Source organism: Trichocoleus sp. FACHB-90 (assembly GCF_014695505.1).
In the GTDB taxonomy this organism is placed as follows: Bacteria; Cyanobacteriota; Cyanobacteriia; order Cyanobacteriales; family FACHB-T130; genus Funiculus; species Funiculus sociatus.
The window spans coordinates 108,706-133,161 of the sequence record NZ_JACJOK010000061.1 but is presented as its reverse complement, the minus strand read 5'-3'; the positions used below and the strand labels follow the sequence as shown (position 1 = coordinate 133,161).

The window sequence follows — 24,456 nt, the reverse complement described above, 5'->3', positions numbered from 1 at the left end:
AGCGGCTTCCAGTCGGATGAAGTACAGGCTATCTGGAGAGATACCCGACTTCTCCAAGAAGTCGGGTATCTGTGTACCTTACCTTACTCGCCCGAAAAGCGCTGTATAAGTAATGGCGACTACCCAAGGACAGATGGGGATTATGCTAATTTTTATAAAGTTCCTTAATAATCCGAATCTTATGAGCTTGGAGATCCCCGTCTCGATTAAACCCTGGCTTAATTTCATTCACCCAGCTTTAATGTGGGTGCTGCTAGGTGTATCCGTCTATGCCCTGTATTTAGGCGTTAAACTCCGAAAAACTAGATATGCTGAAGGGGAAGCCAAGAAAGAGCTGATCAAAGGCAGATACAATGTCCGGCACTATCAGGTAGGTTCAGTGCTTTTGGGGTTGATGGTAATCGGTACGCTTATCGGTATGGGCGCTACTTACATCAACAATGAAAAACTGTTTTTTGGGCCTCACCTTCTAGCTGGGTTAGGCATGACAGGTATGATTGCGGTTTCAGCTTCCCTGTCTCCCTATATGCAAAAGGGTCACGATTGGGCGCGTTACACTCACATTGTGTTGAATTCTGCTCTCTTGGCGCTGTTTGCCTGGCAAGCTTTCAGTGGTGTGGAAATTTTGCAAAGGATTATTAGCAAGATGTAACCTAGCTAATGGCTAATAGCTAGTTCAAGACCTATTAGCCATTAGCCATTAGCCCTTTTTTCTCGCTTTTTTCGGTAAGGGTAAGCCGAGAGTCGTGTGAAAGTCTTCCTGCACTTTGTGGGTGAGACGGCGGGAAACTTGGCGGACTATTTGCGCGAGTAAGCGATCGCCTGTATTCTGGATCGCAGACTTGGGCAACTTGTAAATAAACTTGGGAAACCGCAGGTAAACTGCTAAATCCAGCTGCCACTGAACGCGGGTGATGGTCAACTCATCTGTCGGTACTTCCACCAATTCCATCACCGCTTTATAGTCAACCTCATAGCCCGGAGCCACGTAATTTGGAATCGGTATCGTCTGGATACGATAAACGCCGCGATCCTGGGGTAGCAGTTCTAAGCCGATTTTTGGCTCTACCTCATAGCCAAAAGCCCCAAAACGCCCTATTACTAGCGAATAGCCGTTTTCTCCCAGCGGTTCGGCTGCCATTGGGTGGGCGCAGCGACAGAACCAACCTTGGTGAGTATCCAGATACTTAGCTACTGTGTGAGCATCGGTATACAGTTCCATGCTGTCTTCAAAGCGAGTGTGAAACCGAGTTGGCTCAATCGTACTGTCAGCTTCTACAACTAAATTGTCTGACTCCATGAAACTTGGTTCTAGATTGCACATTGCTGACTGAATCTCAATCGCTTGACTATCAACAAATTGTGACTGCATCACCTGCTCTCCTGCGATGGTTGCCGTTTCCCTATATAAAGGATTCCCGCAAAGAGTCCAATTGTTTCCATAAATTGCATTTTTTTTCTAAAAGACGACAACGGCTCATAGTTCATACAATTGAAAAGTTGGACTTTACTGCAAAATAAAAATTTTCTCTGTCCAATAAGCATAGCTTGCGAATTTAAAAGTGGACACGTGTAATATACGGAGAAAGCGATGAAAGCATTTGTAGCAGGGGCAACGGGAGAAACTGGTCGCCGGATTGTACAAGAACTGGTGAAGCGAAATATACCTGTTCGGGCGTTAGTACGGAACATGGAAAAAGCTAGAGGAATTCTCCCAGATGCGGCGGAATTAGTAGTCGGAGATGTGTTAAAGCCAGAAACTCTCAGTGTTGCTTTGGGTGATAGTACGGTAGTGTTATGTGCTACTGGTGCCGCACCAGGTTTTGACCCGACTGCACCGTACAAGGTAGACTACGAAGGCACAAAAAATCTAGTAGATGCCGCCAAAGCTAAGGGAATTGAGCAATTTGTACTGGTTTCTTCAATTGGTGCTTCTCAATTTTTCCATCCGCTGAACCTTTTCTGGCTGATTCTCGTCTGGAAGAAGCAAGCTGAGGAGTATATTCAGAAAAGCGGTTTGACTTACACAATTGTGCGTCCAGGCGGTCTGAAGAATGAAGACAGCTCAGACTCGGTGGTAATGTATAACGCAGATACCCTGTCTTTGAGTGGCAGCATTCCCCGTCAGAAAGTGGCGCAGACGTGTGTGGAAGCACTATTTCAACCAGCGGCTAAAAATAAAATTGTGGAAGTCATTGCTAAGCCGGAAGCTTCTCCAAAAAGCTGGGAGCAACTTTTTGCTGAGGTAGCATGATTGAGACGTCACCTAAAAAGCAGAGAACCGCTGCGATCGCTGGCATCATTGGATTGCTATGCTTGCTCTTTTACATAAGGGCTTGCGAAAAACCGCTATCGCGCCTAGTATTAGACCCATCTGGAGGGGCGGACGGGACACAGCCTCTGGTGATGCAGGGCGGCGATCCTTATATTCGCGCTTTGATGCGGACAATTTCTGCCAGCGAAGCAAATGTGGCTCATCCTTACTCAGTGATCTACGGTGGCGATCACGTCCGCGACCTCAGCAATCACCCTCAGCAGTGCGTCACAATTGTTAATGGCCCAAATATGGGAAATTGCTCAACTGCGGCGGGACGCTATCAGATGATCAACACGACTTGGTTTGAGAAGGCTAAGCGCTATCATCCACATCCGTTTGAGTTTATGTTTTGGCAGTCTTATAGCTTTGAGGCGGAATTTCAGGATGCGGTGGTTTATGCTTGGTTGAGCGACGCAGGTGCTTGGGGTGTTAACATTTCTGAGTTACTGCGGCAAGGTAAGATAAATCAGGTTTTGCGGCGGCTTTCTGGCACTTGGACAAGTTTGGGGTATGGAATAGAAAACAATTCCATGAGTAGCAAGTTGCCGAGGATTTATCAGCAAATGCTGAAAGAGGAACTAAAAGCCTCTGGGTGAAAAAAGGCATAAGCAAAAAAACGAAACCAGATTTCTTAGAGGATGTCTGAAAAGTAATAATCGAGACGCTTAGACGGTCGATATCTCCCTTGCATCCCCCTTAAAAAGGGGGACTAAGACTTAATTCTCCCCCCTTTTCTCTAGCGCAGCGGCGCGTTAGGGCGGGGGCTGGGGGGGAGCAAGCTAACTTTTGACACTTCTGGGACATCCTCTTAGGGTGCGTTAGCGCTATTCTTAACGCACCTTTCCCAAAATATTCGGGTTTGAGGCAGTTTTTTTAGTTCTCGTAAATCTCTAAAGGTAATCCATCTGGATCGCTAAAGAAAGTAAACCGCTTGCCAGTAATTTCATCGATTCTAATATCTTCTACTTGTATGTCTTTAGATTTTAAATAGCAAACTGATTCATCTATATTTTCGACAACAAAAGCTAAATGCCTCAATCCGCAAGCTTCCGGGCGACTCACTCGTTGAGGCGGATTAGGAAACGAGAATAATTCTATTTGAGCGCTGCTACCAACTCTTAAATCTAATTTATAAGAATTTCTTTCTTCTCTGAATGTTTCTTTTATAACCGAAAATCCTAAAACTTCTACATAAAATTGTTTTGATTTTTTATAGTCAGAGCAAATGATGGCGACGTGATGAATTCCTGTGGTTTCCATAATTTAATTCCCATAAACTTACGATTTTTGGGTAGCCATTGCCATAGGTTGAGGTAATGAAACCAAAATTACAATGATTTTTAACTTAAAAACAGTCTAACATTTTTAACGAAGTCATTCAGATTTTCAAAATGAACATTATGTCCACAAGTTTTAATGATGTTCAACTTCGCTGATTCACACAGACTAGCCATTTCCGAATTAATATTGATAAATTTCTCATCATATTCCCCAACCAGCAAAAGCAGAGGCGTTTGATTTTCTTTTAACTTCTCCCACAAAGAAGGCTGACATGCACTACTTAAATTACGCAATGACTTAGCCAACTCTATTGGATTATTTTGTAAACGATACTCTACGAGACGCTCAAATTTTGGGTGTTTTTTAAGGGAAGCAAAAAGCGGTTGATTATACCATTTTGATAAAAAAGATGTAAAATTACTTGTTTCTAATTGATGGGCTATTTCAACATCCCCTTGACTTCTTTCCCATTGTTCGTGTTCAGTCTTTAAACCCGGAGATGCCGATTCTAGAACTACTTTATGAAAATATTTAGGAAAATTAAGAGCTAGATACAAAGCTAAACGTCCACCCATCGAATAACCTAATAAAAAACATTTTTGAATGTTTAAACTATCTAGTAGTTTGATTAATGCGTGGGCAGTGTTTGCCATTGTGTAGCAATCATCTCCAGCGATTATTCTAGTTTTTCCATGACCTGGAAGGTCAACGGCGAGACAACAAAATTGGTCAGACAATAAGGATATAACTTGATTAAATTCATTGCTATCTCCCAAAAATCCATGCAAAAAAAGAATCAGCGGCTTATCTGCGCTACCACTGAAAGAATAATGAAATTGATAATTGTCAAAATTCATTTTCTACAAATGCTTTAAGAAAGCCTATTTGATATATAAAAAGTGGTCTTACGAATGCGATCGCATTCTTCCGGATGCAGCAAAGTAGGCGAAGCGTGCGATGAAGGAGATTTCGCGCACTTTCACCTGAACTTAAATAAAAGTCAACCAACCAAAAACTTGTTCAGGTGTTAGTTCCAACTCGACTCCAGTAAGAATTGGCAACTGATTAGCACCTGTAAATAGTTCCACTCGCTGACCCGGAAACACTACTATAATAGTAGCCTCTTCTGGGTCTATTAACCAACCTAACTCGGTGCCGTGTTGCGAACAATGCAACAACTTACTAAACACTTTAGTTTGTCTTTGGTCTGGGGAAAGAATCTCAATTGCCCAATCAGGATGAATTTCAAAGCGGTTAGCAATTCTGCCTGATGGTTCAATGGGGATTCTTTCCCATCGAAATACAGCAATATCAGGGACGATTACATCACCGCCAAAAGTGCAGCGCAATTCTGGGAAAGCATAAGCAATTTTCTGGCTTTTAGCGACTTGATTAATTACTTCGCAGAGTTTACCTTGAAGTAGGCTGTGTTCACCTTGAGGCATCGGCTTCTGAATAATTTCTCCATTGATTAATTCTGATGCAGGCTTAGTTTCTGGAAGTTTTAGAAACTCTTTTAAGGTCAGTTTAGGTTTAATAGCTATGCTCATAAGTCACTTGCTTGCCGCTATGATACTTTTTAGTTTTAGCGCGATCGCTCCTTAATTTGACCCATGACCTCTCCCCTTGTAGGAAACCGCGTAAAATCGTTAGGTTTGTATTCCACTCAACTGCGAACCGCTATAGCAGTTCTATTGATACAAAAAAACCCTGCGAACAGGGTTTTTTGTCAAGTAGATATAGAGAAAAACGCAATGCAGCCGTCACCCTGAGTCGAGATTGATTCTTAAATTAAGGCAGAAATCGATCCAAAGCAGCCTTTAACTCTTCGATCTCAACTTCAATATTGCCTTCTTTGGCAGCACGACCGATACACTCAGTTAAATGCTCATCCAAAATCATCCGCGCCACCCGATCCAAAGCACCCCGCACGGCAGCAACCTGCACGAGGACATCAGGACAGGGGCGGCTTTCCTGTACCATCGTCTTAATGCCCCGAATATGTCCTTCAATCCGAGATAGGCGGTTAATTACTCGTCGCAGTGATTCTTCGCTGTGAACGTGATGATGGGGCGACTCTTCCTCCTCATGAGTATGCGGATGATCCTGAATCGGAAAGGTTTGGTCAAGTTTAGGGTTCGATCCAATCATGTAGAGTCGTCCATAAGGCATCTGTATAACATAATCTAACCTATCTGAGGGTCAGTACCTCTGGTAGTTTAAAGAAATTTGGGATGTAGGGAAAACCGCATCAGCGATCGCGTCTGAGGAAAGCCAATTCAACTGTAAAAATAGCTGTAGGGCTATTTATTGTTGCCGCCTAGACCATCACGAAGCTAAAAATTGATGCTATGCAGTTTCCATTTTCTCAATTTCCACGTCAAATCGCTACCTATGTATTTTCCATCCTTTTAGGAGCTATTCTGACAGCTGGCGTTTATCGCGTCCTGCCATCTCAAGCCGGGGTTGCTCCTAAGAAATTTTCATCATATCAGGAGGCACCGACGCTACTGGCACAAAGCACTATCTCCAGAATTCCCGAAACAGCTGCTGGCAGTTTTGTCACCGCAGCGGTGAATCGGGTCGGTAAAGCTGTAGTAAGGATTGATACCGAGCGTACAGTCAACCGCAACCTCGATCCATTATTTGACGATCCCTTCTTCCGGCGTTTTTTTGGCGAAGAATTGCCAAGAGGCCCTATGCAAGAGCGTCTGCGCGGTCAAGGCTCTGGTTTCATTATTGACAAAAGTGGAATTATCCTAACAAATTCCCATGTGGTGAATCGAGCCGATAAGGTGACTGTGAGACTCAAGGATGGACGTACCTTGGAAGGAAAAGTACAAGGTGCAGATCCGGTGACAGATTTGGCAGTAATTAAGATCAATGACAACAGCGATTTGCCAGTGGCACCACTAGGAGATTCTAACGAGGTGCAAGTAGGAGACTGGGCGATCGCAGTCGGCAATCCTCTAGGATTGGATAATACCGTTACCTTGGGAATTATCAGCACGCTCAAACGCTCCAGCGCCCAAGTCGGTATTCCCGACAAACGGATAGACTTTATTCAAACTGATGCAGCGATTAATCCCGGCAACTCCGGCGGGCCATTGTTAAATCAGCAAGGCGAAGTTATTGGCATCAACACGGCAATTCGCGCCGATGCAATGGGTATTGGCTTTGCGATTCCCATCAATAAGGCTAAAGTAATCTCCAGCGCACTAGCACGCGGGGAAAAAGTTGCCCATCCCTATCTCGGTATCCAGATGGCAACCCTGACACCAGAAGTAGCAGCTGAAAATAACAGCGACCCAAATGCTCCCTTTGAGGTGCCGGAAATCAATGGCATTTTAGTGGTGCGAGTTCTGCCAAATACTCCAGCAGCAGCATCTGGAATGCGTCGGGGGGATGTAATTGTCCAGATTGACGGACAAGCAGTGGAAACCGCCGCTGAGTTACAGCGCATCGTAGATAGTAGCGGCATCGGTCAGATGCTAGAGATGAAAGTGCAACGCGGCAAACAGACTACATCTATCGGCATCCGCACTGGCGAACTGCAAGAACAATCTTAGAAAAGGCAAACTCTTCGGTAAGTTAAAAGGAAAGGGCGCACAATTAGCTTGTGTGCCCTTTCCTTTGCGGGGTACTGTACTGGGGACTGAACAAGACTTATGCCAGTCCCTAGTCCCTTTCTTTAGTCCTCGTCATCCTCGAAGTCGCCATCGTCATCATCATCAACGAGTTCGTCATCATCTAGAACCGGGGACAAGGAAGCGCCGCTTCCCATTCCGTAAGTGGGTCGTTCCTCAAATCCCATTCCGGGATTGTAAGCGCGTGCTGTGCGGTCATCCAGAACCACATCTAGTGCGTCTTCCTCAACATCGAGTCCGGTTGCAAATGCCCCAGTAAAGTCAACCGTCTCGTTGTTTGCTTCCTCAAAGGCGTTGAACCCGGTTCCGGCTGGAATCAGTCGTCCGATGATCACGTTCTCCTTGAGACCGCGCAACCAGTCAGATTTACCTTCGATCGCCGCCTCGGTCAGCACCCGCGTCGTCTCTTGGAAAGATGCCGCAGAGATAAAGCTGTCTGTGTTCAAACTAGCTTTGGTAATCCCCAACAACATTGGAGTGTATTGTGCTGGCGCTCCTCCGGTGATGGCGATCGCTTCGTTGACTTGTTCTATCTGCCGCAACTCCACCAGTTCCCCAGGCAGCATGATCGTGTCCCCACCATCATCCACCCGCACCTTAGAGGTCATCTGCCGTACTATCACCTCAATATGCTTGTCAGAAATATCAATTCCCTGCGATTGATACACCGACTGCACCTCGTCCACCAAGAAGGTCTGGACTTTCTGCAATGCCCCTAGCGCTGCTTCATAGATGCCCATCGTCTCGCGATAATGGTCGAAGAAAATCTCCAGAATCTCGTGCGGGTTCGCAGGGCCATCAGTCAGCGCTTCTGCTGTCTCCACACTCATGCCGTCACCGACAATCATGTTCTGACCAGGGCCTAGCGGGTAGTCAGCTACTACCCCATCCGCCTCGACTACCTTAATATCCTCAGCTTCCTGCTGCGAGCCATAAACCACCTGCGTCGTCCCCGATCGCCGTGTTAAAATACACGCCTCCTTCGGTTTCCGAGCTTCTAGCAGTTCCTCAATCCTGGGCAAACCCTGGATGATATCCCCAGTCTTGGCTCGTTCAAACACCAGCAGCACCAGGTTATCCCCCCGCTGCACCAAATCGCCATCGTCAATGTGCAGCACAGCTCCCGAAGACACTCGGTAAGGACGCGCCAAACGCAAAGTTACTGAATTCTCGGTTACTGAAAGGACTTGACCGGATTCCGGTGTTGGCAGTCCTGGCGCAAGCGGAGTTCCCGACACCAATAGCGATCCGGGCTTTACGGTAGGCTTCGCTCCTGATGTTTCAATCGTTACGCGATCGCTATCCCGAATCAGCAGCACCCGACGAATCGCAGCATCCCCAGGACGAATCCCGCGCACTTCTCCCGCGTCTTTGCACTGAATCTCAGTTCGCGCCACAACCGCCCCCGGCTCTATTTGCTGCCCATCCGTCACCATAATCCGGGTGTGGGTGCTGCCGCTCAAAGGATCTGCCACCGTATCCCGCCGGATCACCAGCGTCTCAGACACCAGCAGTTGTAACCGATACTCGGAATAGTTTTGAGTTTCTCGGCTTAAGCTTTGACTTGAATCTTCTGGCTCAGAACTCCCGCCGGAGTCATCAGTCCTGTCGATTGGCAACAACTCAATATCCGCTGCCAGCAGTTCCAGCCCCGCTATAGACGCAGGTTTCAAACCCGCCCCTTCCGCTGAGCTATCTTGCTCGCCTCCAGCGCCAATTTCCAGCACCAACTGTGTCCGCAACAGTTCCAGCGCTTCTTTTGACTTCACCCGCTCCCCATCTTTATATGGCAGCCGCTGCACCGCGCGCAGCTCAATGGTATATCGTCCTTTGCTGGAAAGCGATGCTTGGGAAGGTACGCTTGGTTCATCGGGTACTTGGAACTCTACGACCGGACGCAGCAACAATGCTGGGCCCTCTGGAGTCTCCACAAATTCAACGTACCGCAGTTCGTTTGTCACCAGCCCAGGAACTATTTCCTGTCCCGGATAAAACAGAGTTGCGTCTTTCCCCATCACTGCCTCTGGGTCGTCCACTAGATGCAGATCCCCAGGCTTAATCACAATCTCCCGCAGAATATCATTTTTCTGCGTCACTTCCACTAGACCCGAAGTCTGACAGAAGATATCTTTGACTACCTCAGTCCCGACTTCTACATATTGAGCGTCCTCAACCTGTAACAAGGAAATATCCTTATTCACCTCGTGGGACTCTTCCGGTATCCACAGCAGCGTCCCGCCTTTGATGACTTCGTACCCCAGTTTGGCTTTTGCTTTTTTGGCAACTTCCACCCCGGCGTATTTAATAATTCCCCCGGTGGTGGTGCGATAGCGGTCGTCTATCAACTCCGCAACCACCGCGTGATTCTGCACCTTCGTCCCTGGTGCCGCCTTCAACTGAAAGCGCTGCGACTCGCCAGTGTAAATCGTGTAGTGGTCTCGCCCAGCGGTCGTTTCTGACCGCACCCGCGCTTGGTCTAGCAGTACAGAAGCCGTGATGATTTCAATCTCTCGACCCCTAGAACTTCCAGTCTCCGCCTTCAGGCGCACCACTCCTCCATGCTCACTCACCAATTTGGTTTCCGCTAGCACGTCTTGGTGATCCACCATCGTACCATTCTGGACTACTGCTTCTGCCCCAGGCGGCAAGTTGTAAACTTCCCCTGAGAGAATCCACAACAAACCACCCCGCGCTGCAATTCGGGTGGTGTTCCCTTGACGGTCGGTTTTCTCTTCTGGCAGCAATCCTTCAAATTTCACTTCTCCCGCCAAGTCGGTTGTTACGTCCTTGGCAGCTTTTTCCGTGTGTGCCTTGGTCGGGGCAACAATTGCTACCTCTGCCAATAGCACTCCCTCGGTTACTGTGTCTCCAGTATTGCAGTATAGGGTTGAAGCCTGAGTCAGAGGAATTGTCGTTGCTTCCCCTCCGGAAGCAGGTTCCAATACCAATGCGCCATTGTTAGATTCCACCAACAGAGCATCTTCCCCGTGCCGAGTTCTTAAGGGGCGTGTCCGCATCCCCCGGCTGAAACGCACCTTTCCATCAAAGGGCGCTCTCACTTGTCTGGCAACCTCTCCGGTGAATACTCCTCCGGTGTGGAACGTCCGCATCGTCAGCTGGGTTCCCGGTTCCCCGATACTCTGGGCGGCAATAATCCCGACTGCTTCTCCCAAATCTACTGGGTGTCCGTGGGCCAAACTCCATCCGTAACAAGACTGACAGACGGATCTCGCGGCTTCGCAAGTCAGAGGCGATCGCACGATCACTTCTTCTACCCCAGATGCAGCCACTGCTTGTGCCAATTCTTCTGACAACGGCTGATTTCTCGTCATCACCACTTCTCCAGTGGTGGGGTGAATCACATCCTCTGCCAAAACTCGGCCCAAAAGACGGTCGCCCAGTGGAATCAAAACGCGATCGCCCGAAGTCATTGCCGTAACCTTCACCCCCCTTGGGGTGCCACAGTCCACTTCCCGCACAATCACATCCTGGGACACATCCACCAAGCGTCGGGTCAGATATCCAGAATCCGCCGTCCGCAAAGCAGTATCCACCAATCCCTTCCGCGCTCCATAAGAAGAGATGATGTATTCCGTCACCGTCAGACCTTCCCGGAAATTGGTCTTAATCGGCAAGTCAATAATTTCCCCTTGGGGGTCTGCCATCAAACCACGCATCCCCACCAGCTGGCGCACCTGGGAAATATTTCCCCGCGCCCCAGAAAACGCCATCATATACACGGAGTTCAAGGGGTCTTTCTTCCGGAAGTTGCGAACCACCTCATCTTTTAGTGACTCAGAGGTGCTGTTCCAGGTGTCAATTACCTTTTGGAAACGCTCTACTTCCGTAATTTCTCCCCGCGCATAGCGGGACTCTGTAGCGCGAATTTCCGTCTCAGCCGCTTCCAGCAGATCCCGCTTGGAATCCGGTACCTGCAAGTCATCCACGCTTATAGAAACACCCGCTTTGGTCGCGTAATGGAAGCCTAAATCTTTCAGCCGATCTGCCATTTGTGATGTCCGGGCTGACCCATAGTTGGTAAACGCCCAGGCAACCAGCTTCTTCAGCTGCCCTTTATCAACCATTCGGTTGTGAAAAATATTTTTGATTTCAGGTTGCTCTGCCATTTTTGAATTTTAGTTTATGGATTTTGCAGAGGTTGGAGTTTCTCCGCCTCTGATGATTAAGCCAGCGCAAAGACTTCGGATTTTGGATTAAAAAGTTACTCAGTTTCCCTTACAATTTCTTACTTCCTGGTGAGCAACCCCAATCCAAAATCCAAAATCTACTTAGCCTGCTAAGGCTTCTTGAACCGTCTTGTTGTAGATAATCCGCCCAGGCGTAGTCCGAATGTATTGAGTCAAAACATTCCCTTGCTTATCTTCACGAAGGCGGCGGAACTTGTAGGTTTTCCACACCGTGCCATCAGCCAAGGTTTCCACCTTTTCCGGCTCCAAATCCGGTTTATCATTTTCTACCACACCGTCAAAGCGTACCCAGATGTAGGCGTGCAAATCCACTGCCGACTGCTCATAGGCTAAGAGGGCATCATTCAAGCTGGCAAAGTAACATCCCGCCCCCTTGGTTGCTGCCGGGTTTTCCGCCGTCAGGTAATAACAGCCCAACACCATGTCTTGACTCGGCGTCACAATCGGTCGTCCAGTCGCTGGTGAGAGAATGTTATTAGATGCCAGCATCAGTAACCGCGCCTCTGCCTGAGCTTCCAGAGAAAGCGGCACGTGAACCGCCATTTGGTCGCCGTCAAAGTCCGCGTTAAACGCCGGACATACCAGCGGGTGCAGTTGAATAGCTCGACCCTCTACTAGAATCGGCTCAAAAGCTTGAATTCCCAGACGGTGCAGCGTTGGTGCGCGGTTCAGTAACACTGGGTGTCCCGCAATCACGTCTTCCAGCACATCCCATATAGCAGCATCGGATCGCTGAATCAGCTTTTTAGCGGCCTTGATATTATTCACCAAGCCGCCGCGAATCAGTCGATGAATCACAAACGGTTGGAACAGCTCAATCGCCATTTCTCGTGGCAAACCGCACTGGTGAATTTTCAGCTTTGGCCCCACCACAATCACGGAACGTCCGGAGTAATCTACCCGCTTACCCAACAAGTTTTGACGGAAGCGTCCTTGCTTACCCTCAATAATGTCCGATAAAGACTTCAGAGGTCGGTTATTCGCTCCTACCACCGTGCGTCCCCGACGACCATTGTCAATCAGAGCATCTACCGCTTCTTGCAACATCCGCTTTTCGTTGCGGACAATGATTTCTGGTGCCAAAATTTCCTGCAACCGGGCTAGACGATTGTTGCGGTTAATCACCCGCCGATACAGGTCATTCAAGTCAGAAGTAGCAAACCTGCCCCCGTCCAGCTGCACCATTGGGCGCAAATCTGGCGGAATCACCGGAATCATTGTCAACACCATCCACTCTGGTTTTGATCCCGTAGCGATGAAGTTGTCAATCACCCGCAGGCGCTTAATCAGCTTTGCCCGCTTTTGACCTTTGGCTTGCTCAATTTCCTTTCTTTGGGACTCCGCCTCTGCTTCTAAGTTAATGTCCTGCAAGAGACGTTGCAGCGCTTCTGCTCCGATTCCCACCTCCACACCTTGCAAGGTAGAATCTTCGCTATACAGCTGCTCCTCAATTTCCAACCATTGGTCTTCTGTGAGCAACTGCTTGTAAGTCAGATTATCTGCATTGCCAGGGCTAAGCACCACATAGGCATTGAAATAGACAATCTGCTCCACATCCCGCAGCGGCATATCCAGCAGAATTGACATATAGCTGGGAATACCTTTGAGATACCAGACGTGTGCCACGGGAGCGGCTAGTTTTATATAGCCCATGCGATGACGGCGCACTCGCGATTCCGTCACTTCCACACCGCAGCGTTCGCAGACAATCCCTCTGTGACGCACCCGCTTGTATTTGCCGCAGTGACACTCCCAGTCTTTTGCTGGGCCAAAGATGCGCTCGCAGAAGAGACCATCCATCTCTGGTTTGAGCGTCCGATAATTGATTGTTTCGGGTTTCGTAACTTCACCTACTGCTTGGCCATTAGGTAGAGTTCTTTGTCCCCATTCCTGAATTCGCTTTGGCGATGCCAGAGCAATTTTTACGTAATCAAACCGCTGTTCTAGCTGATTTCTCATACTAAAGAAGTCAAAAGTAAAAAGTTAAAAGGCAAAAAAGAAAAGTCAAAAGTTAAAAGGCAAAAGGCAAAAAATCAAGAAAAAGGAAATATTTTTTCTTTTTTTACCTTTTACCTTTTACCTTTTTTACACTTCGTCTTCTTCTAGCTCTTCGCGGGTCAGAGATTCATAAGTCGGTCGCGTTGGTGTCCGCCGATTCGACACATCCGCCATCAAGTCCACCTCAACGTGGCCCGTGGTTCCGTCTTCCGTAGTCTCTACTTTGTGGACGGCGATATCTAAACACAGAGATTGCAGCTCTCGCATCAGCACTTTGAAAGATTCGGGCGTTCCTGGTCGCGGTATTGCCTTACCCTTAACGATCGCATTCAGCGCCTCATTCCGCCCCTGCATATCGTCAGATTTCACAGTCAGCAACTCCTGCAAGATGTAAGCTGCGCCAAATGCCTCCAGCGCCCACACTTCCATTTCGCCAAATCGCTGTCCTCCTTGTTGCGCCTTCCCTCCCAAGGGTTGCTGCGTCACCAACGAGTACGGCCCTGTGGAACGAGCGTGGATCTTGTCGTCCACCAGGTGAACTAGCTTCAACATATAAGCTTTGCCCACCGTTATCGGACGGTCGAATGGCTCTCCAGTCCGCCCATCAAATACCTGAATCTTCCCGGCATTCAAGTCGTTGGTAAACAGCCAATCTTTCCCCGTCTTCTTCTTCCCTTCCTCCAGCTTCCCGTGTACCGACTCCCGGCTCTTCTCTGCTCCGTGCATCTCGTCAAAGGGTGTCACCTTGAAGCGCACTCCCAGGTTCTCGCCAGCCCATCCCAGCAAGCACTCAAACACCTGCCCCACATTCATCCGGCTCGGTACGCCCAAGGGGTTCAGCACGATGTCCACAGGCGTTCCATCCGGCAGGTAAGGCATATCTTCCCCAGGTAGGATGCGGGAAATAATTCCTTTATTCCCGTGCCGTCCCGCCATCTTGTCGCCTACCTGAATCTTCCGCTTCTGCGCCACATAAACGCGCACCACCATGTTCGCCCCAGGCGGCAGTTCGTCACCTTGCTCTCTGGTGAAAACTCGCACGTCCACCACGCGGCCTTTCTCTCCGTTCGGCACCCGCAGCGAGTTGTCCCGCACATCCCGCGCCTTTTCTCCGAAGATTGCCCGCAGCAGCTTCTCTTCTGGCGGCTGGTCAGATTCCCCTTTGGGTGTCACCTTCCCTACCAGAATATCCCCTGCTTCCACCCAGGCACCAATCCGGATAATCCCGGTTTCGTCAAGTTGCCGCAGCGAATCTTCCCCGACGTTGGGAATCTCCCGCGTAATCTCCTCCGGGCCCAGCTTGGTTTGCCGCGCTTCTATCTCGTACTTCTCAATGTGTATAGAAGTATACACATCGTCATAAACTAGACGTTCGCTAATCAAGATAGCATCTTCGTAGTTATACCCTTCCCAAGGCATATAAGCCACCAAGATGTTCTGCCCCAGAGCGAGTTCTCCGCCCTCAGTAGCGCTTCCGTCTGCCATCACCTGTCCGGCAACTACGTGATCGCCTTCATACACCAGGGGTCGCTGATTCAGACACGTATCCTGGTTAGAACGCTGATACTTCTGTAACTCATACAGAGTCTCCGGCCCAGTCGGTTCGGAGTTTCCATCCAGCGCTCTTACCTTGATCTTCGTCGCATCCACATAAGTAACTTCCCCTTCATCGCGACACACGATCACCATCCCAGAGTCCCGGGCTGCCTGCGCCTCCAAACCAGTCCCCACTAAAGGACGCTCTGGTTGCAACAAAGGCACCGCCTGCCGCTGCATGTTCGACCCCATCAAAGCCCGGTTCGCATCATCGTGTTCCAAAAACGGAATCAACGAAGTCGCCACAGAAATAATCTGCACCGGAGACACTGCCACATAGTCCACCTGATCCGGCGTTGTGGTAGTGAATTCCTGACGATAGCGCACTGGCACTAATTCGCCCTGAATCATCTCCTGCTCGTTCACCGGAATATCCCCCGGTGCCACTCGCAAATCATCCTCCTCATCCGCCGTCATGTACTGGGGGGCAATTTCCTTCATCACCCGCCCCTTATCACACTTCCAGAAGGGTGTCTCGATAAACCCATAGGCATTCACCCGCGCATGAGTCGCCAAAGAACCAATCAGTCCTGCATTCGGGCCTTCTGGTGTCTCAATCGGGCAAATCCGTCCGTAGTGACTGGGGTGAATATCCCGCACTGCAAAACCAGCCCGTTCCCGCGTCAGTCCCCCAGGGCCAAGCGCCGAGAGTCTCCGCTTGTGGGTCAGCTCCGCCAATGGATTCGTCTGATCCATAAACTGCGACAACTGCGACGAGCCAAAAAATTCCTTAATCGCCGCCACCAAAGGCTTCGGGTTTACCAAAGATGCCGGAGTCAAGGTAGCCGCATCGCTTACCGTCATCCGCTCCCGGATAATCCGCTCTAAACGGTTTAACCCCACCCGTACCTGGTTCTGCAACAGTTCGCCCACCGAGCGCACCCGCCGATTTCCCAAGTGGTCAATATCATCCGTCTGACCGATGTCAAATTCCAGATTTATCAAATAGTCTACCGCCGCCAAAATATCCGTGGCAGTAAGCACCCGCATTGTATCTGGCACAGACAGGCGCAACTTCTTATTCAGCTTATAGCGTCCCACTCGACCCAAGTCATACCGCTTCGGGTCAAAAAAGCGCGACTCCAATAGCTGCTGTCCCCCGGACACGGTGGGTGGTTCGCCCGGACGCAGCTTGCGATAAAGTTCCATCAGAGCTTCTTCTTCGGAGAATTGCCCTTCTTTCTCAATCGTTTTCTGGAAATATTCCGGGTGGCGCAAGGCATCGAAAATTTCCGAGTCAGAAAGTCCCAGCGATTTCAGCAATACCTGCGCTGAGAGTTTGCGGGTTTTGTCAATTCGCACCCACACCAGGTCATTTTTATCTGTCTCAAATTTCAGCCACGCCCCCCGGTTGGGAATCAAGGAAGCTGAGTAGGTGCGGCGACCGTTTTTGTCTGTCTCTGATTTGTAATAAACTCCGGGAGAGCGGACAATCTGGTTAACAATAACTCGCTCAGCACCGTTGATAATAAAGGTGCCTCGGTCTGTCATCAAAGGCAAATCGCCGATGAAAACATCTTGTTCCTTGATGGTTCCATCTTCTTTATTAATCAGCCTGGTGGGGACGTACATCTGCACTGCGTAGCTGGCATCCCGCCGCTTCGCCTCGTCCACATCGTACTTGGGCCGCTTGAGTTTGTAGTTTTTGCCCAAGAAATGCAGCTCTAGTTTGCCTGTATAGTCGGTGATAGGACTAAAGGAGTCGAGTTCCTCAATCAGACCTTCTTCCAAAAACCAGCGGAAGCTGGCTCTTTGGATTTCAACCAGGTCTGGCAACATATAAGCGGCGGTGGTTTCGGTCTGACTATTCATGCGTTTCCTCTCTCTAACAATTCGGGCCTCAGCAATCTTGGAGAACAGGGCTATGGCTTTTTGCCCATACGGAGCGTAGGTTGTATGGGCGGATGAGAAAAGCTTCCATACAGGAACTTCTTGTTTTTGGCGGGAGCCTTATTTTTTCTGGCTTCATGCTGCATCCTGCCAAATATGACGGGGTATGGAATCTCTCTCTAACACAAGGACGAGCGATTCGCAATAATATCCTGAGACGTTAACTACCGCTGTTGGCAGTACCGCAACGTCTCAGGAATGTCTTAAAGGAAAGCTCAAAGAAAATATTTAGTGCTTATTTACCTGATATAAGGACGGTGTAGGGCTTGCGGTTGAAGTGTCTTCATTACGCTGAGGATGCGATCGCACTTTTACTGAAAGAATTTTGGTCATAGCCGGTCTATTAAATATTATGACGCAGATTTAGTTTTTTGGTTGACATTTTACTGCTAACTAGGTTAATAATTCTAAGTTAACAGGAACAGGAACAGGCAACCGGAAATTCTCAATTTTCCTGTGATGTGTGTCTTTTACCTTCCTGAGTCATCAGGAAGGCGAAACAGTTTACAAGCATTTTCGGTGGTTTGGGCTGCTATAGTCTCGATAGAGACACCCCGAAGCGAGGCTAGACATTCTGCCACATAACGAACATAGGCAGGCTCGTTGCGTTTGCCACGCTTGGGAACTGGTGCGAGGAAGGGGCAGTCGGTTTCAATCAGGAGGCGATCGCTTGGGATAATTTTCGCCGATTCCTGAATCTGTGTGGCATTTTTAAATGTCACGATTCCGCTGAGGCTTATATAAAAACCCAAATCCAAAAACCATTGCGATTCTTCTGGTGTGCCTCCCCAGCAGTGCATAACACCCCGCACGGGAGCAATGCCTTTCCATAAATCTTGCAATAGTTCTCGCATCGCGACGGCGGCATCGCGGCAGTGGATAATTACAGGCAAATCTAGTTGATGGGCCAACAATAGCTGCGCCTCAAATACCATTTTTTGCTGCGCCCAATCTTGGGCTTTGTAAAAATCTAGCCCAGTTTCGCCAATTGCTACAACTCTGCTGTCAGAAATCGCCAGCGACCGAATTCCTTCGGCAGTCTCTGATGTCCACTTTTCGGCATCTAGGGGATGTAACCCCACGGCGAAGTGTAGTTCGGGAAAGCGGTTCGCTAGCATTTGAATACTAGCAAACTCAGCAGGCTCGACGCACGAATGCACCAGCCGAACCACCCCCGCTTCCCGCCAGCGCTCTTGTAGTGCCTCCAGATCCGACTGGAAAACATCAAAGTTTATATGAACGTGGCTGTCGATCAACTGCATACGTTGAGTCATTAGTTATTGATCGTTAGTCGTTAGCCATTGGTTAAGGCTAAGGACACAAGCGGGATGCCTGTGTTATGAACTAAGGACTAATGACAACTGACAACAAGCTCTTGAGAGCTAAGAATCAGCCGTATCCTCAGTCGTCGCTGAATCTGATGTTGTTCCCGCTTCGGTTTGGGGAAGTGTCCGTTTGAGAGCTTTGGCAAGACGGGATTTTTTCCGAGAGCCGTTGTTGGTATGCAACACTCCCCGCTTTACCGCTTTGTCAATTTTGCTGTAAGCCGCTGACATCCGACTCTCAACCTCTTGCAGTAATTCCGGAGACGGATTGGCTGCGTAGGTTTGAACGGCACTCATGTAATTCTTCATCAGCGTCTTCACAGCTGATTTGTAGGTCTTATTACGCACACGGTTGCGTTCGGCTATTTGGACTCGCTTGAGAGCTGACTTAGTATTGGCCACAGTCTTGAGGGAAATTTTAGTACAGGTAAGAAAGATAACTAGATAGATTAATATAGCATCTCTCTAAATAGTATAGCGATCCCTGGAAAAATCCAGTTAAGCTATAGAAACGAGTAAAGGCGAATCGCTGGATCGTCTGAATTGATGAGAATGCTGTTTGACCTGAACTCGTGCGGGTAATTCCTAGATGGTGATTCCGACTCCATGCTGCGAATCATTACTCAGGTAGCTGAGGCAAAAACTGAACTGCGGCGTATTTGCGATCGCACACACGACGATCAGATTGTCCACAAAGAGGCAACTGTTCGGGAAGTCTTACAGGCTGTGAAACGGCAAGGCGACAAAGCCCTGCTGCACTACACGGCTGAATTTGACGGGCAAAGTTTTACGGCTGAACAACTGCGCGTCAGTGGCTCAGAACTGGATGCTGCTTATCAGCAGGTGTCCAAAGAGTTACTAGACGCGATTGGCCTGGCACGTCAACAGATAGAAGCGTTCCACCGACAGCGCATCCCGAAATCTTGGGTGCAATTCGGGGAGGATGAAATAGTCCTAGGGAAGCGCTACACGCCTGTAGACAAAGCCGGACTTTACGTTCCTGGTGGTAGGGCAAGCTATCCCAGTACGGTGTTGATGAACGCCATTCCAGCCAAGGTGGCTGGTGTCCCTCGAATTGTGATGGTGACACCACCAGGGCAAGGGAAAACCATTAACGCGGCGGTGCTGGTGGCTGCTCAGGAAGCAGGCGTACAGGAAATTTATCGGGTAGGGGGCGCACAAGCGATCGCGGCTTTGGCCTATGGGACTGAAACTATCCCAAAGGTAGATGTCATTACAGGCCCCGGTAATATATATGTCACCTTGGCGAAAAAACTCGTGTATGGCACAGTGGGGATTGACTCCCTGGCTGGCCCTTCGGAGGTGCTGGTGATTGCCGATGGTGCCGCCAACCCGGTATACGTAGCGGCAGATATGTTGGCACAGGCAGAACACGACCCGATGGCAGCGGCAATTCTGGTGACAACGGATGCAGGGCTGGCGAAGAAAGTACAGTTAGAGGTAGAGCGACAGCTGGAGAATCATCCGCGACGGCTACTGACAGAGAAAGCGATCGCGCACTACGGCTTAATTGTTGTAGTTGACTCCTTGAATGTTGCCGCAGAACTCTCCAATGAGTTCGCCCCGGAACACCTAGAGCTTGAGGTGCAAGAACCTTGGGAAATACTCGAAAAAATTCGCCACGCTGGTGCTATATTCCTAGGTAACTCAACGCCGGAAGCGGTAGGAGATTATTTGGCAGGGCCTAATCACACCTTGCCCACCTCTGGCGCCGCACGATACGCCTCAGCGCTGGGAGTAGAAACCTTTATGAAACACTCCAGCCTGATACAATACTCTCCTACAGCGCTCCAGAAGGTTAGCAACGCTATTCAGATTCTCGCTCAAGCTGAGGGTCTGCCTTCCCACGCTGACTCGGTGCGACTGCGAACACAGAAGCCGACTGATGAGTAAGGAGATTTTTGGGTGCTAAAAACTATTCTGGTGGCTTTGGATGGTTCAGAACTTTCGGAGCGAGTGATTGAGTCTTTGAAAGAACTGCAAATACAGCCAGCGACCAAAATTATCCTCTCTCATGTCATTCCTTCGTCTGAGTCTGAGGTAGAAATTGCCGTTGACCGTCCGCAGACGTGTTCTGAGGATTTACCCTATCGGCAGATTGAAAAGCAGCTGCAATCTTATCAGGTTGACCTAAGCTGCGACAGCGAGCTAGAAATTGTCACTGGCGATCCCGCTGAAGAAATTATTCGCCTTGCTAATATCTATCAGGTTGATTTGATTGTGATTGGCAGTCGTGGTTTAACTGGGTTAAAGCGAATTTTAGAAGGTTCTGTTAGTAGCCAAGTTGTTACAGATGCCCCGTGTTCTGTGCTGGTGGTAAAGCCGGGATAACAGTTAAAAGAAGCCCTGGCGACTAAAGTCGCGGCTAAACAGACAAAACCTGCGTAGGCAGGTTTTAGAATTGTTGATTACTCTTAGCGTGGTAGGGACGGGTTTCAAACCCGTCCCTACGTTTTTGTAATCGTGAATTCTATTCGCAGGGTGTATTAGACGCAGATTAGGAAAAAGATTCAGGCTCAGGGTCTAGATTTTGAAACTCCGAATGGTTCTTGATGTCAGTCTTACTTTCTGGTTTTTCGTCAGTTGAATTTGAGTTATTCCGTTCTATTTCCGTTGGGAAGAATTGCTCTAAGCCAGGGATTACATACTGAAAGCAGTCCATAAATTTGCCTCTTTAACTTAGTTTGGAGTGCTGGATTTAGCATTAAATTCATGCTAAGAGGAACTTTTTATAATTCCTAGTCCCTAATAACTTCTAGTAAACTAGAAGAATTCTTCTAGTTGAGATTGGCTGAGTAATAGGTTAAGTTCGTAATCAAGAAGCTGAGAACCTGTCGAGACTGCGATCGCGTTATGAAATTATGGGATGGTTGGGATAATTTTCTAAAAGTGATGGCTTCTGACCACCAGCTAACTGTGGATCAACAAGCGGTTTTCTTGGTCAGATTTGCTCGGCAGAACATCCATAAGAAAAATCAGGATGTTGCAGATGAAGTTATAGGAGGTGAACCTGAGAAAGCTCTTCAGTCCTATGACAAGTATATGAAGGAGATATTCGGTAAGCTTTCACAGAGTTTTCCTGAAGTTAACTCCGAGTACAAAGGCAAGGTTAAGAGAGTGCAAGCTTGCCTGGAAAAAGTGTATTTAGAACAACAGCAAAACAAAGATTCTGAGACTGGTAGCGCAATCGCGTCTCATGACTGGAGACAAATTTGCCGCGATATGCTGGAGTCTCAGAAACTAAACATCAGGCGACAAGCTACCGAGGTAGTTTCTAAAGCATTTTATGTAGAGCTGGGATTAGTTGAGCGCAAACACCAACCCAGACGTAGCGACGATTCCTCTGTTTCACCAGAGCAAGGATCGGGTTTTTTCCAGCTACATGAGGAAGAAATCACCCAAACTTATGAGCATGAAGAGTTTCTAGAGCAAGTTATTACGCAGGGACAAAGCAAAAAGAGCCAAGGGAGACGCATCGCCATCATTGGCGAACCGGGAGCCGGGAAAACTACTCTGCTAGAAGCGATCGCATTCTCTCCAAAAACACCAGGTTTCCCAATTTGGGTGTCTCTGGGTAGTTTGAGAGATAAAAGTTTAGAAGAATACCTGCGTCAGAAGTGGCTAAAAGACGCGCTTAAAACTTCAGATGTCTCGGAACAGCAGAAAGAACTAGAAAATCTGTTCAAAAGTGGTGAAGTGTTGCTGCTGTTGGATGGAGTGGACGAAATGCCAGCATCTTCACCCGTCGAAGCTTTAGCCAAACTCAGGGAAGAAGTCACAGGCTGGGTTGCTGATGCGCGAACTGTGCTGACTTGTCGGCAAAATGTCTGGGATGCAAGTGTTAATGCTTTACCGGGTTTTGATACTTATCGCACCTTAGACTTTAGCTATGGGGAAAGCAATAAACCAGATCAGGTGAGACAATTTATCTGCGAGTGGTTCTCCATAGCTGAAAAACCAGAACTAGGGGAACCGTTACGGGAAAAGCTAGACGAAGACAGACATCAGCGCATCCGAGATTTAGTCAAAAACCCACTGCGGTTGTCGTTACTGTGCCAAAGTTGGTATTTTCGCCAAGGCGATTTACCAGAAACTAAAGCCACGCTTTACGAACAATTTACAGAAGCTTTTTATGAGTGGAAAGAAGAACTACACTCTACAACTTTGACAGAGCGAGAGAAGTTAAATGAGGCGCTAGGATTGTTGGCACGGGAAGCAATTGATAAAGAAAAATCACGGTTTGCGATCCGAGAAAGTTTTGCTCTCAAGGTCATGGGGGAAGACCTTTTTAAGTTAGCAACTGAAAAGCTGAATTGGTTGGTGGAAGTATACAAGGATACAGACACAGGTAAACCTGTCTATGCCTTCTTTCATCCCACGTTTCAAGAATATTTTGCAGCTTGTACGATTCCACATTGGGATTATTTCCTAAACCATGTCCCCCATAATCCAGCTCAGGGAACTTATCTCATTTTTGAGCCGCAGTGGAAAGAAGTATTTTTGCTGTGGCTGGGACGAAAAGAGATACCAAAAGAGCAAAAAGAGAAGTTGATCAAGGTATTGGTGAAGTTCGAGGATGGATGTAAAAATTTTTATCGGTATCGAGCGTATTTTCTCGCAGCAGCAGGGATTGCAGAGTTTAGAGAGTGCAGATGGGCTGATGACATTGTGGCGCAGATTGTAGGGTGGGGTTTTGGTTATTTCAATGCCGACATACAAGAGTTTGGGACATTTCTCGTGCCAATTGAAGAAGGATGTAAGGCAGCACTGCGAGAGAGCGCTCCCCGCAAGGCTATCAATGCTCTGATTCACCTGTTAACCAATAGTCAGCATGCAGTGACTCAGCAAAGAATTGCCCAGAGCTTAGGGGAAATTGGTACTGCTAACCTAGATGCCATAGGTGCTTTGACTCATCTGGTAGTCAACACTCAGAATGATCGAACTCGTTATCAAGCCACCAAAAGCCTGGAGAAAGTCGGCATTGGCAACCAGAAGGTTATCGACACCCTGACTCAGTTGCTGCATCCGAATCTAGATGAAGACACTCGCTGGAGATCCGCCTACACACTGGGGGTAGTTCACCCCGGCAATCAGAAAGCCATCGGCACCCTGACTACCCTACTACATAATCCCCGGAATCCGAGGAATCTTTTGTCCATCGCCTCAAGTTTAGAAAAAATACATCCTGGTAACGAGGATGCCATAAAGGCTCTGATTCATTTGCTGCATTCTGGTCAGCCTAGTTTGATTCGTCGGATGGCTGCTAAGTTCTTGTGGATAATTTGCACCTACAAGCCGGATGTTGTTAAGGTCTTGACAGATCAGCTGCATTCTAAACAGGATAAAAACACCCCCTGGATAGTTGCCGAAGGCTTGTGCGAAATCGGCACTGACAATCGGGACACCATTAACGCCCTCATATCGCTGCTGCATCCTAACCAGGATGAGGACACCCGTTTGAGAGCTGCCTACATATTAGGGGCAATCCACCACAGCAAACCGGACACCATCAACGCCCTGATTGAGCTGCTCACCAGTTTGAATGAGGGCATTCGTGGAAGAGCCGCCTACACATTAGGGGCAATAAACCCTGGCAACCGGGACATCGCCATCAACGTCCTGACTGAGCTGCTCACGAGTCCGAATGAGAGCATTCGGCTGAGAGTTGCTGAGAGCTTGGGGACAATCGCTCCAGACAACCCAAAAGCTATCACTGCCTTGATTGAGCTGCTGTACAACAGTCATGATGATTGGATTCGTCGGGGAGCCATCGAGAGTATAGGGAAAATTGGTGCTGGTAACTCGAAAGCTATTACTGCCTTGATTGATGTGCTGCATAACAGTCACGATGATTTGACCTGTCGAGAAGCCATTGAGAGCATAGGGAAAATTGCTCCTGGCAACTCAGAAGCAATTGCCGTTTTGATTAAGCTGCTGCAAATCAGCCAAGATTTGCTCATCCGCATCAAAGCTGCTAAGAGCTTACAAGAAATCCTCCAAGATGACTTGTTTTCAGATGTAGTCTCAGGCTTAAAAAACTGCTTGACAGATCGGAGCTACGAAAATGATTCTGCTCTCTACACTCTTTGCTACGAAGTCATTTGGCACTGCACCCAAAACATGACTTACCCAGACTTTTATCAAGCGTGGAATAGTTAACATTAAACAGTTTA

General features: G+C 48.4%; 17 protein-coding genes. 7 read left to right on the top strand and 10 right to left on the bottom strand.

Features of this window, described 5'->3' with window-relative positions:
• Positions 1–181 precede the first annotated feature (181 nt).
• On the top strand, positions 182–652 hold the full coding sequence (locus H6F74_RS18415; RefSeq protein ID WP_190418891.1) for a DUF4079 domain-containing protein: 471 nt from the start codon (positions 182–184) through the stop codon (positions 650–652).
• Positions 653–700: 48 nt separating this feature from the next.
• Here H6F74_RS18415 and H6F74_RS18410 read toward each other — a convergent pair whose 3' ends face one another.
• Positions 701–1,372, bottom strand: a complete 672-nt coding sequence (locus H6F74_RS18410) for a DUF1997 domain-containing protein (RefSeq protein ID WP_190443648.1) — start codon at positions 1,370–1,372, stop codon at positions 701–703.
• Positions 1,373–1,591: 219 nt separating this feature from the next.
• On the opposite strand from H6F74_RS18410, the gene H6F74_RS18405 reads away from it, so the two are divergent.
• Positions 1,592–2,254, top strand: coding sequence for an SDR family oxidoreductase (locus H6F74_RS18405; RefSeq protein ID WP_190443647.1), 663 nt, complete (start codon positions 1,592–1,594; stop codon positions 2,252–2,254).
• The gene (locus tag H6F74_RS18400; protein WP_190443646.1) at positions 2,251–2,913 is read left to right on the top strand and encodes a glycoside hydrolase family protein; all 663 of its coding nucleotides are present in this window, start codon (positions 2,251–2,253) and stop codon (positions 2,911–2,913) included. The genes H6F74_RS18405 and H6F74_RS18400 overlap by 4 nt, the downstream gene beginning before the upstream one ends.
• Positions 2,914–3,190: 277 nt before the next feature.
• Here H6F74_RS18400 and H6F74_RS18395 read toward each other — a convergent pair whose 3' ends face one another.
• From H6F74_RS18395 to H6F74_RS18380, 4 genes are all read right to left on the bottom strand, one after another.
• On the bottom strand, positions 3,191–3,577 hold the full coding sequence (locus tag H6F74_RS18395) for a VOC family protein (protein WP_190443645.1): 387 nt from the start codon (positions 3,575–3,577) through the stop codon (positions 3,191–3,193).
• A gap of 80 nt (positions 3,578–3,657) precedes the next feature.
• The gene (menH, locus tag H6F74_RS18390) at positions 3,658–4,455 is read right to left on the bottom strand and encodes a 2-succinyl-6-hydroxy-2,4-cyclohexadiene-1-carboxylate synthase (RefSeq protein ID WP_190443644.1); all 798 of its coding nucleotides are present in this window, start codon (positions 4,453–4,455) and stop codon (positions 3,658–3,660) included.
• 132 nt (positions 4,456–4,587) lie between these two features.
• On the bottom strand, positions 4,588–5,148 hold the full coding sequence (locus tag H6F74_RS18385) for a Uma2 family endonuclease (protein ID WP_190443643.1): 561 nt from the start codon (positions 5,146–5,148) through the stop codon (positions 4,588–4,590).
• 241 nt (positions 5,149–5,389) lie between these two features.
• Entirely contained in the window at positions 5,390–5,749 is a 360-nt protein-coding gene (locus H6F74_RS18380) for a metal-sensing transcriptional repressor (RefSeq protein WP_190443642.1), read from the bottom strand.
• 200 nt (positions 5,750–5,949) lie between these two features.
• On the opposite strand from H6F74_RS18380, the gene H6F74_RS18375 reads away from it, so the two are divergent.
• Entirely contained in the window at positions 5,950–7,167 is a 1,218-nt protein-coding gene (locus H6F74_RS18375) for an HhoA/HhoB/HtrA family serine endopeptidase (RefSeq protein ID WP_190443641.1), read from the top strand.
• 122 nt (positions 7,168–7,289) lie between these two features.
• Here H6F74_RS18375 and H6F74_RS18370 read toward each other — a convergent pair whose 3' ends face one another.
• From H6F74_RS18370 to rpsT, 5 genes are all read right to left on the bottom strand, one after another.
• Positions 7,290–11,372: a DNA-directed RNA polymerase subunit beta' gene (locus tag H6F74_RS18370; RefSeq protein WP_190443640.1), complete on the bottom strand. Its 4,083-nt coding sequence runs from the start codon at positions 11,370–11,372 to the stop codon at positions 7,290–7,292.
• A gap of 162 nt (positions 11,373–11,534) precedes the next feature.
• Positions 11,535–13,412, bottom strand: a complete 1,878-nt coding sequence (locus H6F74_RS18365) for a DNA-directed RNA polymerase subunit gamma (protein ID WP_190418870.1) — start codon at positions 13,410–13,412, stop codon at positions 11,535–11,537.
• Between the two features lie 126 nt (positions 13,413–13,538).
• Positions 13,539–16,859 (bottom strand): DNA-directed RNA polymerase subunit beta, encoded by a 3,321-nt coding sequence (gene rpoB, locus H6F74_RS18360; protein ID WP_190418868.1) that lies wholly within the window; start codon positions 16,857–16,859, stop codon positions 13,539–13,541.
• A 548-nt stretch (positions 16,860–17,407) separates the two neighbouring features.
• Positions 17,408–18,199 carry a TatD family hydrolase gene (locus tag H6F74_RS18355; RefSeq protein WP_190443712.1) on the bottom strand — a complete coding sequence of 264 codons (792 nt, stop codon included), beginning with the start codon at positions 18,197–18,199 and terminating at the stop codon, positions 17,408–17,410.
• A 120-nt stretch (positions 18,200–18,319) separates the two neighbouring features.
• Positions 18,320–18,664, bottom strand: coding sequence for a 30S ribosomal protein S20 (rpsT, locus tag H6F74_RS18350; RefSeq protein WP_190443639.1), 345 nt, complete (start codon positions 18,662–18,664; stop codon positions 18,320–18,322).
• A gap of 204 nt (positions 18,665–18,868) precedes the next feature.
• Between rpsT and hisD the strand changes: the two genes are divergently transcribed.
• From hisD to H6F74_RS18335, 3 genes are all read left to right on the top strand, one after another.
• Positions 18,869–20,176 carry a histidinol dehydrogenase gene (hisD, locus tag H6F74_RS18345; RefSeq protein WP_190443638.1) on the top strand — a complete coding sequence of 436 codons (1,308 nt, stop codon included), beginning with the start codon at positions 18,869–18,871 and terminating at the stop codon, positions 20,174–20,176.
• Positions 20,177–20,188: 12 nt separating this feature from the next.
• Entirely contained in the window at positions 20,189–20,614 is a 426-nt protein-coding gene (locus H6F74_RS18340) for a universal stress protein (protein ID WP_190443637.1), read from the top strand.
• Between the two features lie 522 nt (positions 20,615–21,136).
• Positions 21,137–24,442, top strand: coding sequence for a HEAT repeat domain-containing protein (locus H6F74_RS18335; protein WP_190443636.1), 3,306 nt, complete (start codon positions 21,137–21,139; stop codon positions 24,440–24,442).
• The last annotated feature ends 14 nt before the right edge of the window (positions 24,443–24,456 follow it).

Bases quoted from the DNA above. Each gene is read 5' to 3' on its own strand.
- H6F74_RS18355 (WP_190443712.1), bottom strand. From the start codon at position 18,199: ATGCAGTTGATCGACAGCCACGTTCATATAAACTTTGATGTTTTCCAG.
- H6F74_RS18380 (WP_190443642.1), bottom strand. From the start codon at position 5,749: ATGATTGGATCGAACCCTAAACTTGACCAAACCTTTCCGATTCAGGAT.
- H6F74_RS18370 (WP_190443640.1), bottom strand. From the start codon at position 11,372: ATGGCAGAGCAACCTGAAATCAAAAATATTTTTCACAACCGAATGGTT.
- H6F74_RS18400 (WP_190443646.1), top strand. From the start codon at position 2,251: ATGATTGAGACGTCACCTAAAAAGCAGAGAACCGCTGCGATCGCTGGC.
- H6F74_RS18375 (WP_190443641.1), top strand. From the start codon at position 5,950: ATGCAGTTTCCATTTTCTCAATTTCCACGTCAAATCGCTACCTATGTA.
- menH (WP_190443644.1), bottom strand. From the start codon at position 4,455: ATGAATTTTGACAATTATCAATTTCATTATTCTTTCAGTGGTAGCGCA.
- H6F74_RS18365 (WP_190418870.1), bottom strand. From the start codon at position 13,412: ATGAGAAATCAGCTAGAACAGCGGTTTGATTACGTAAAAATTGCTCTG.
- H6F74_RS18410 (WP_190443648.1), bottom strand. From the start codon at position 1,372: ATGCAGTCACAATTTGTTGATAGTCAAGCGATTGAGATTCAGTCAGCA.
- hisD (WP_190443638.1), top strand. From the start codon at position 18,869: ATGCTGCGAATCATTACTCAGGTAGCTGAGGCAAAAACTGAACTGCGG.
- rpoB (WP_190418868.1), bottom strand. From the start codon at position 16,859: ATGAATAGTCAGACCGAAACCACCGCCGCTTATATGTTGCCAGACCTG.
- H6F74_RS18335 (WP_190443636.1), top strand. From the start codon at position 21,137: ATGAAATTATGGGATGGTTGGGATAATTTTCTAAAAGTGATGGCTTCT.
- H6F74_RS18395 (WP_190443645.1), bottom strand. From the start codon at position 3,577: ATGGAAACCACAGGAATTCATCACGTCGCCATCATTTGCTCTGACTAT.
- H6F74_RS18415 (WP_190418891.1), top strand. From the start codon at position 182: ATGAGCTTGGAGATCCCCGTCTCGATTAAACCCTGGCTTAATTTCATT.
- H6F74_RS18405 (WP_190443647.1), top strand. From the start codon at position 1,592: ATGAAAGCATTTGTAGCAGGGGCAACGGGAGAAACTGGTCGCCGGATT.
- H6F74_RS18385 (WP_190443643.1), bottom strand. From the start codon at position 5,148: ATGAGCATAGCTATTAAACCTAAACTGACCTTAAAAGAGTTTCTAAAA.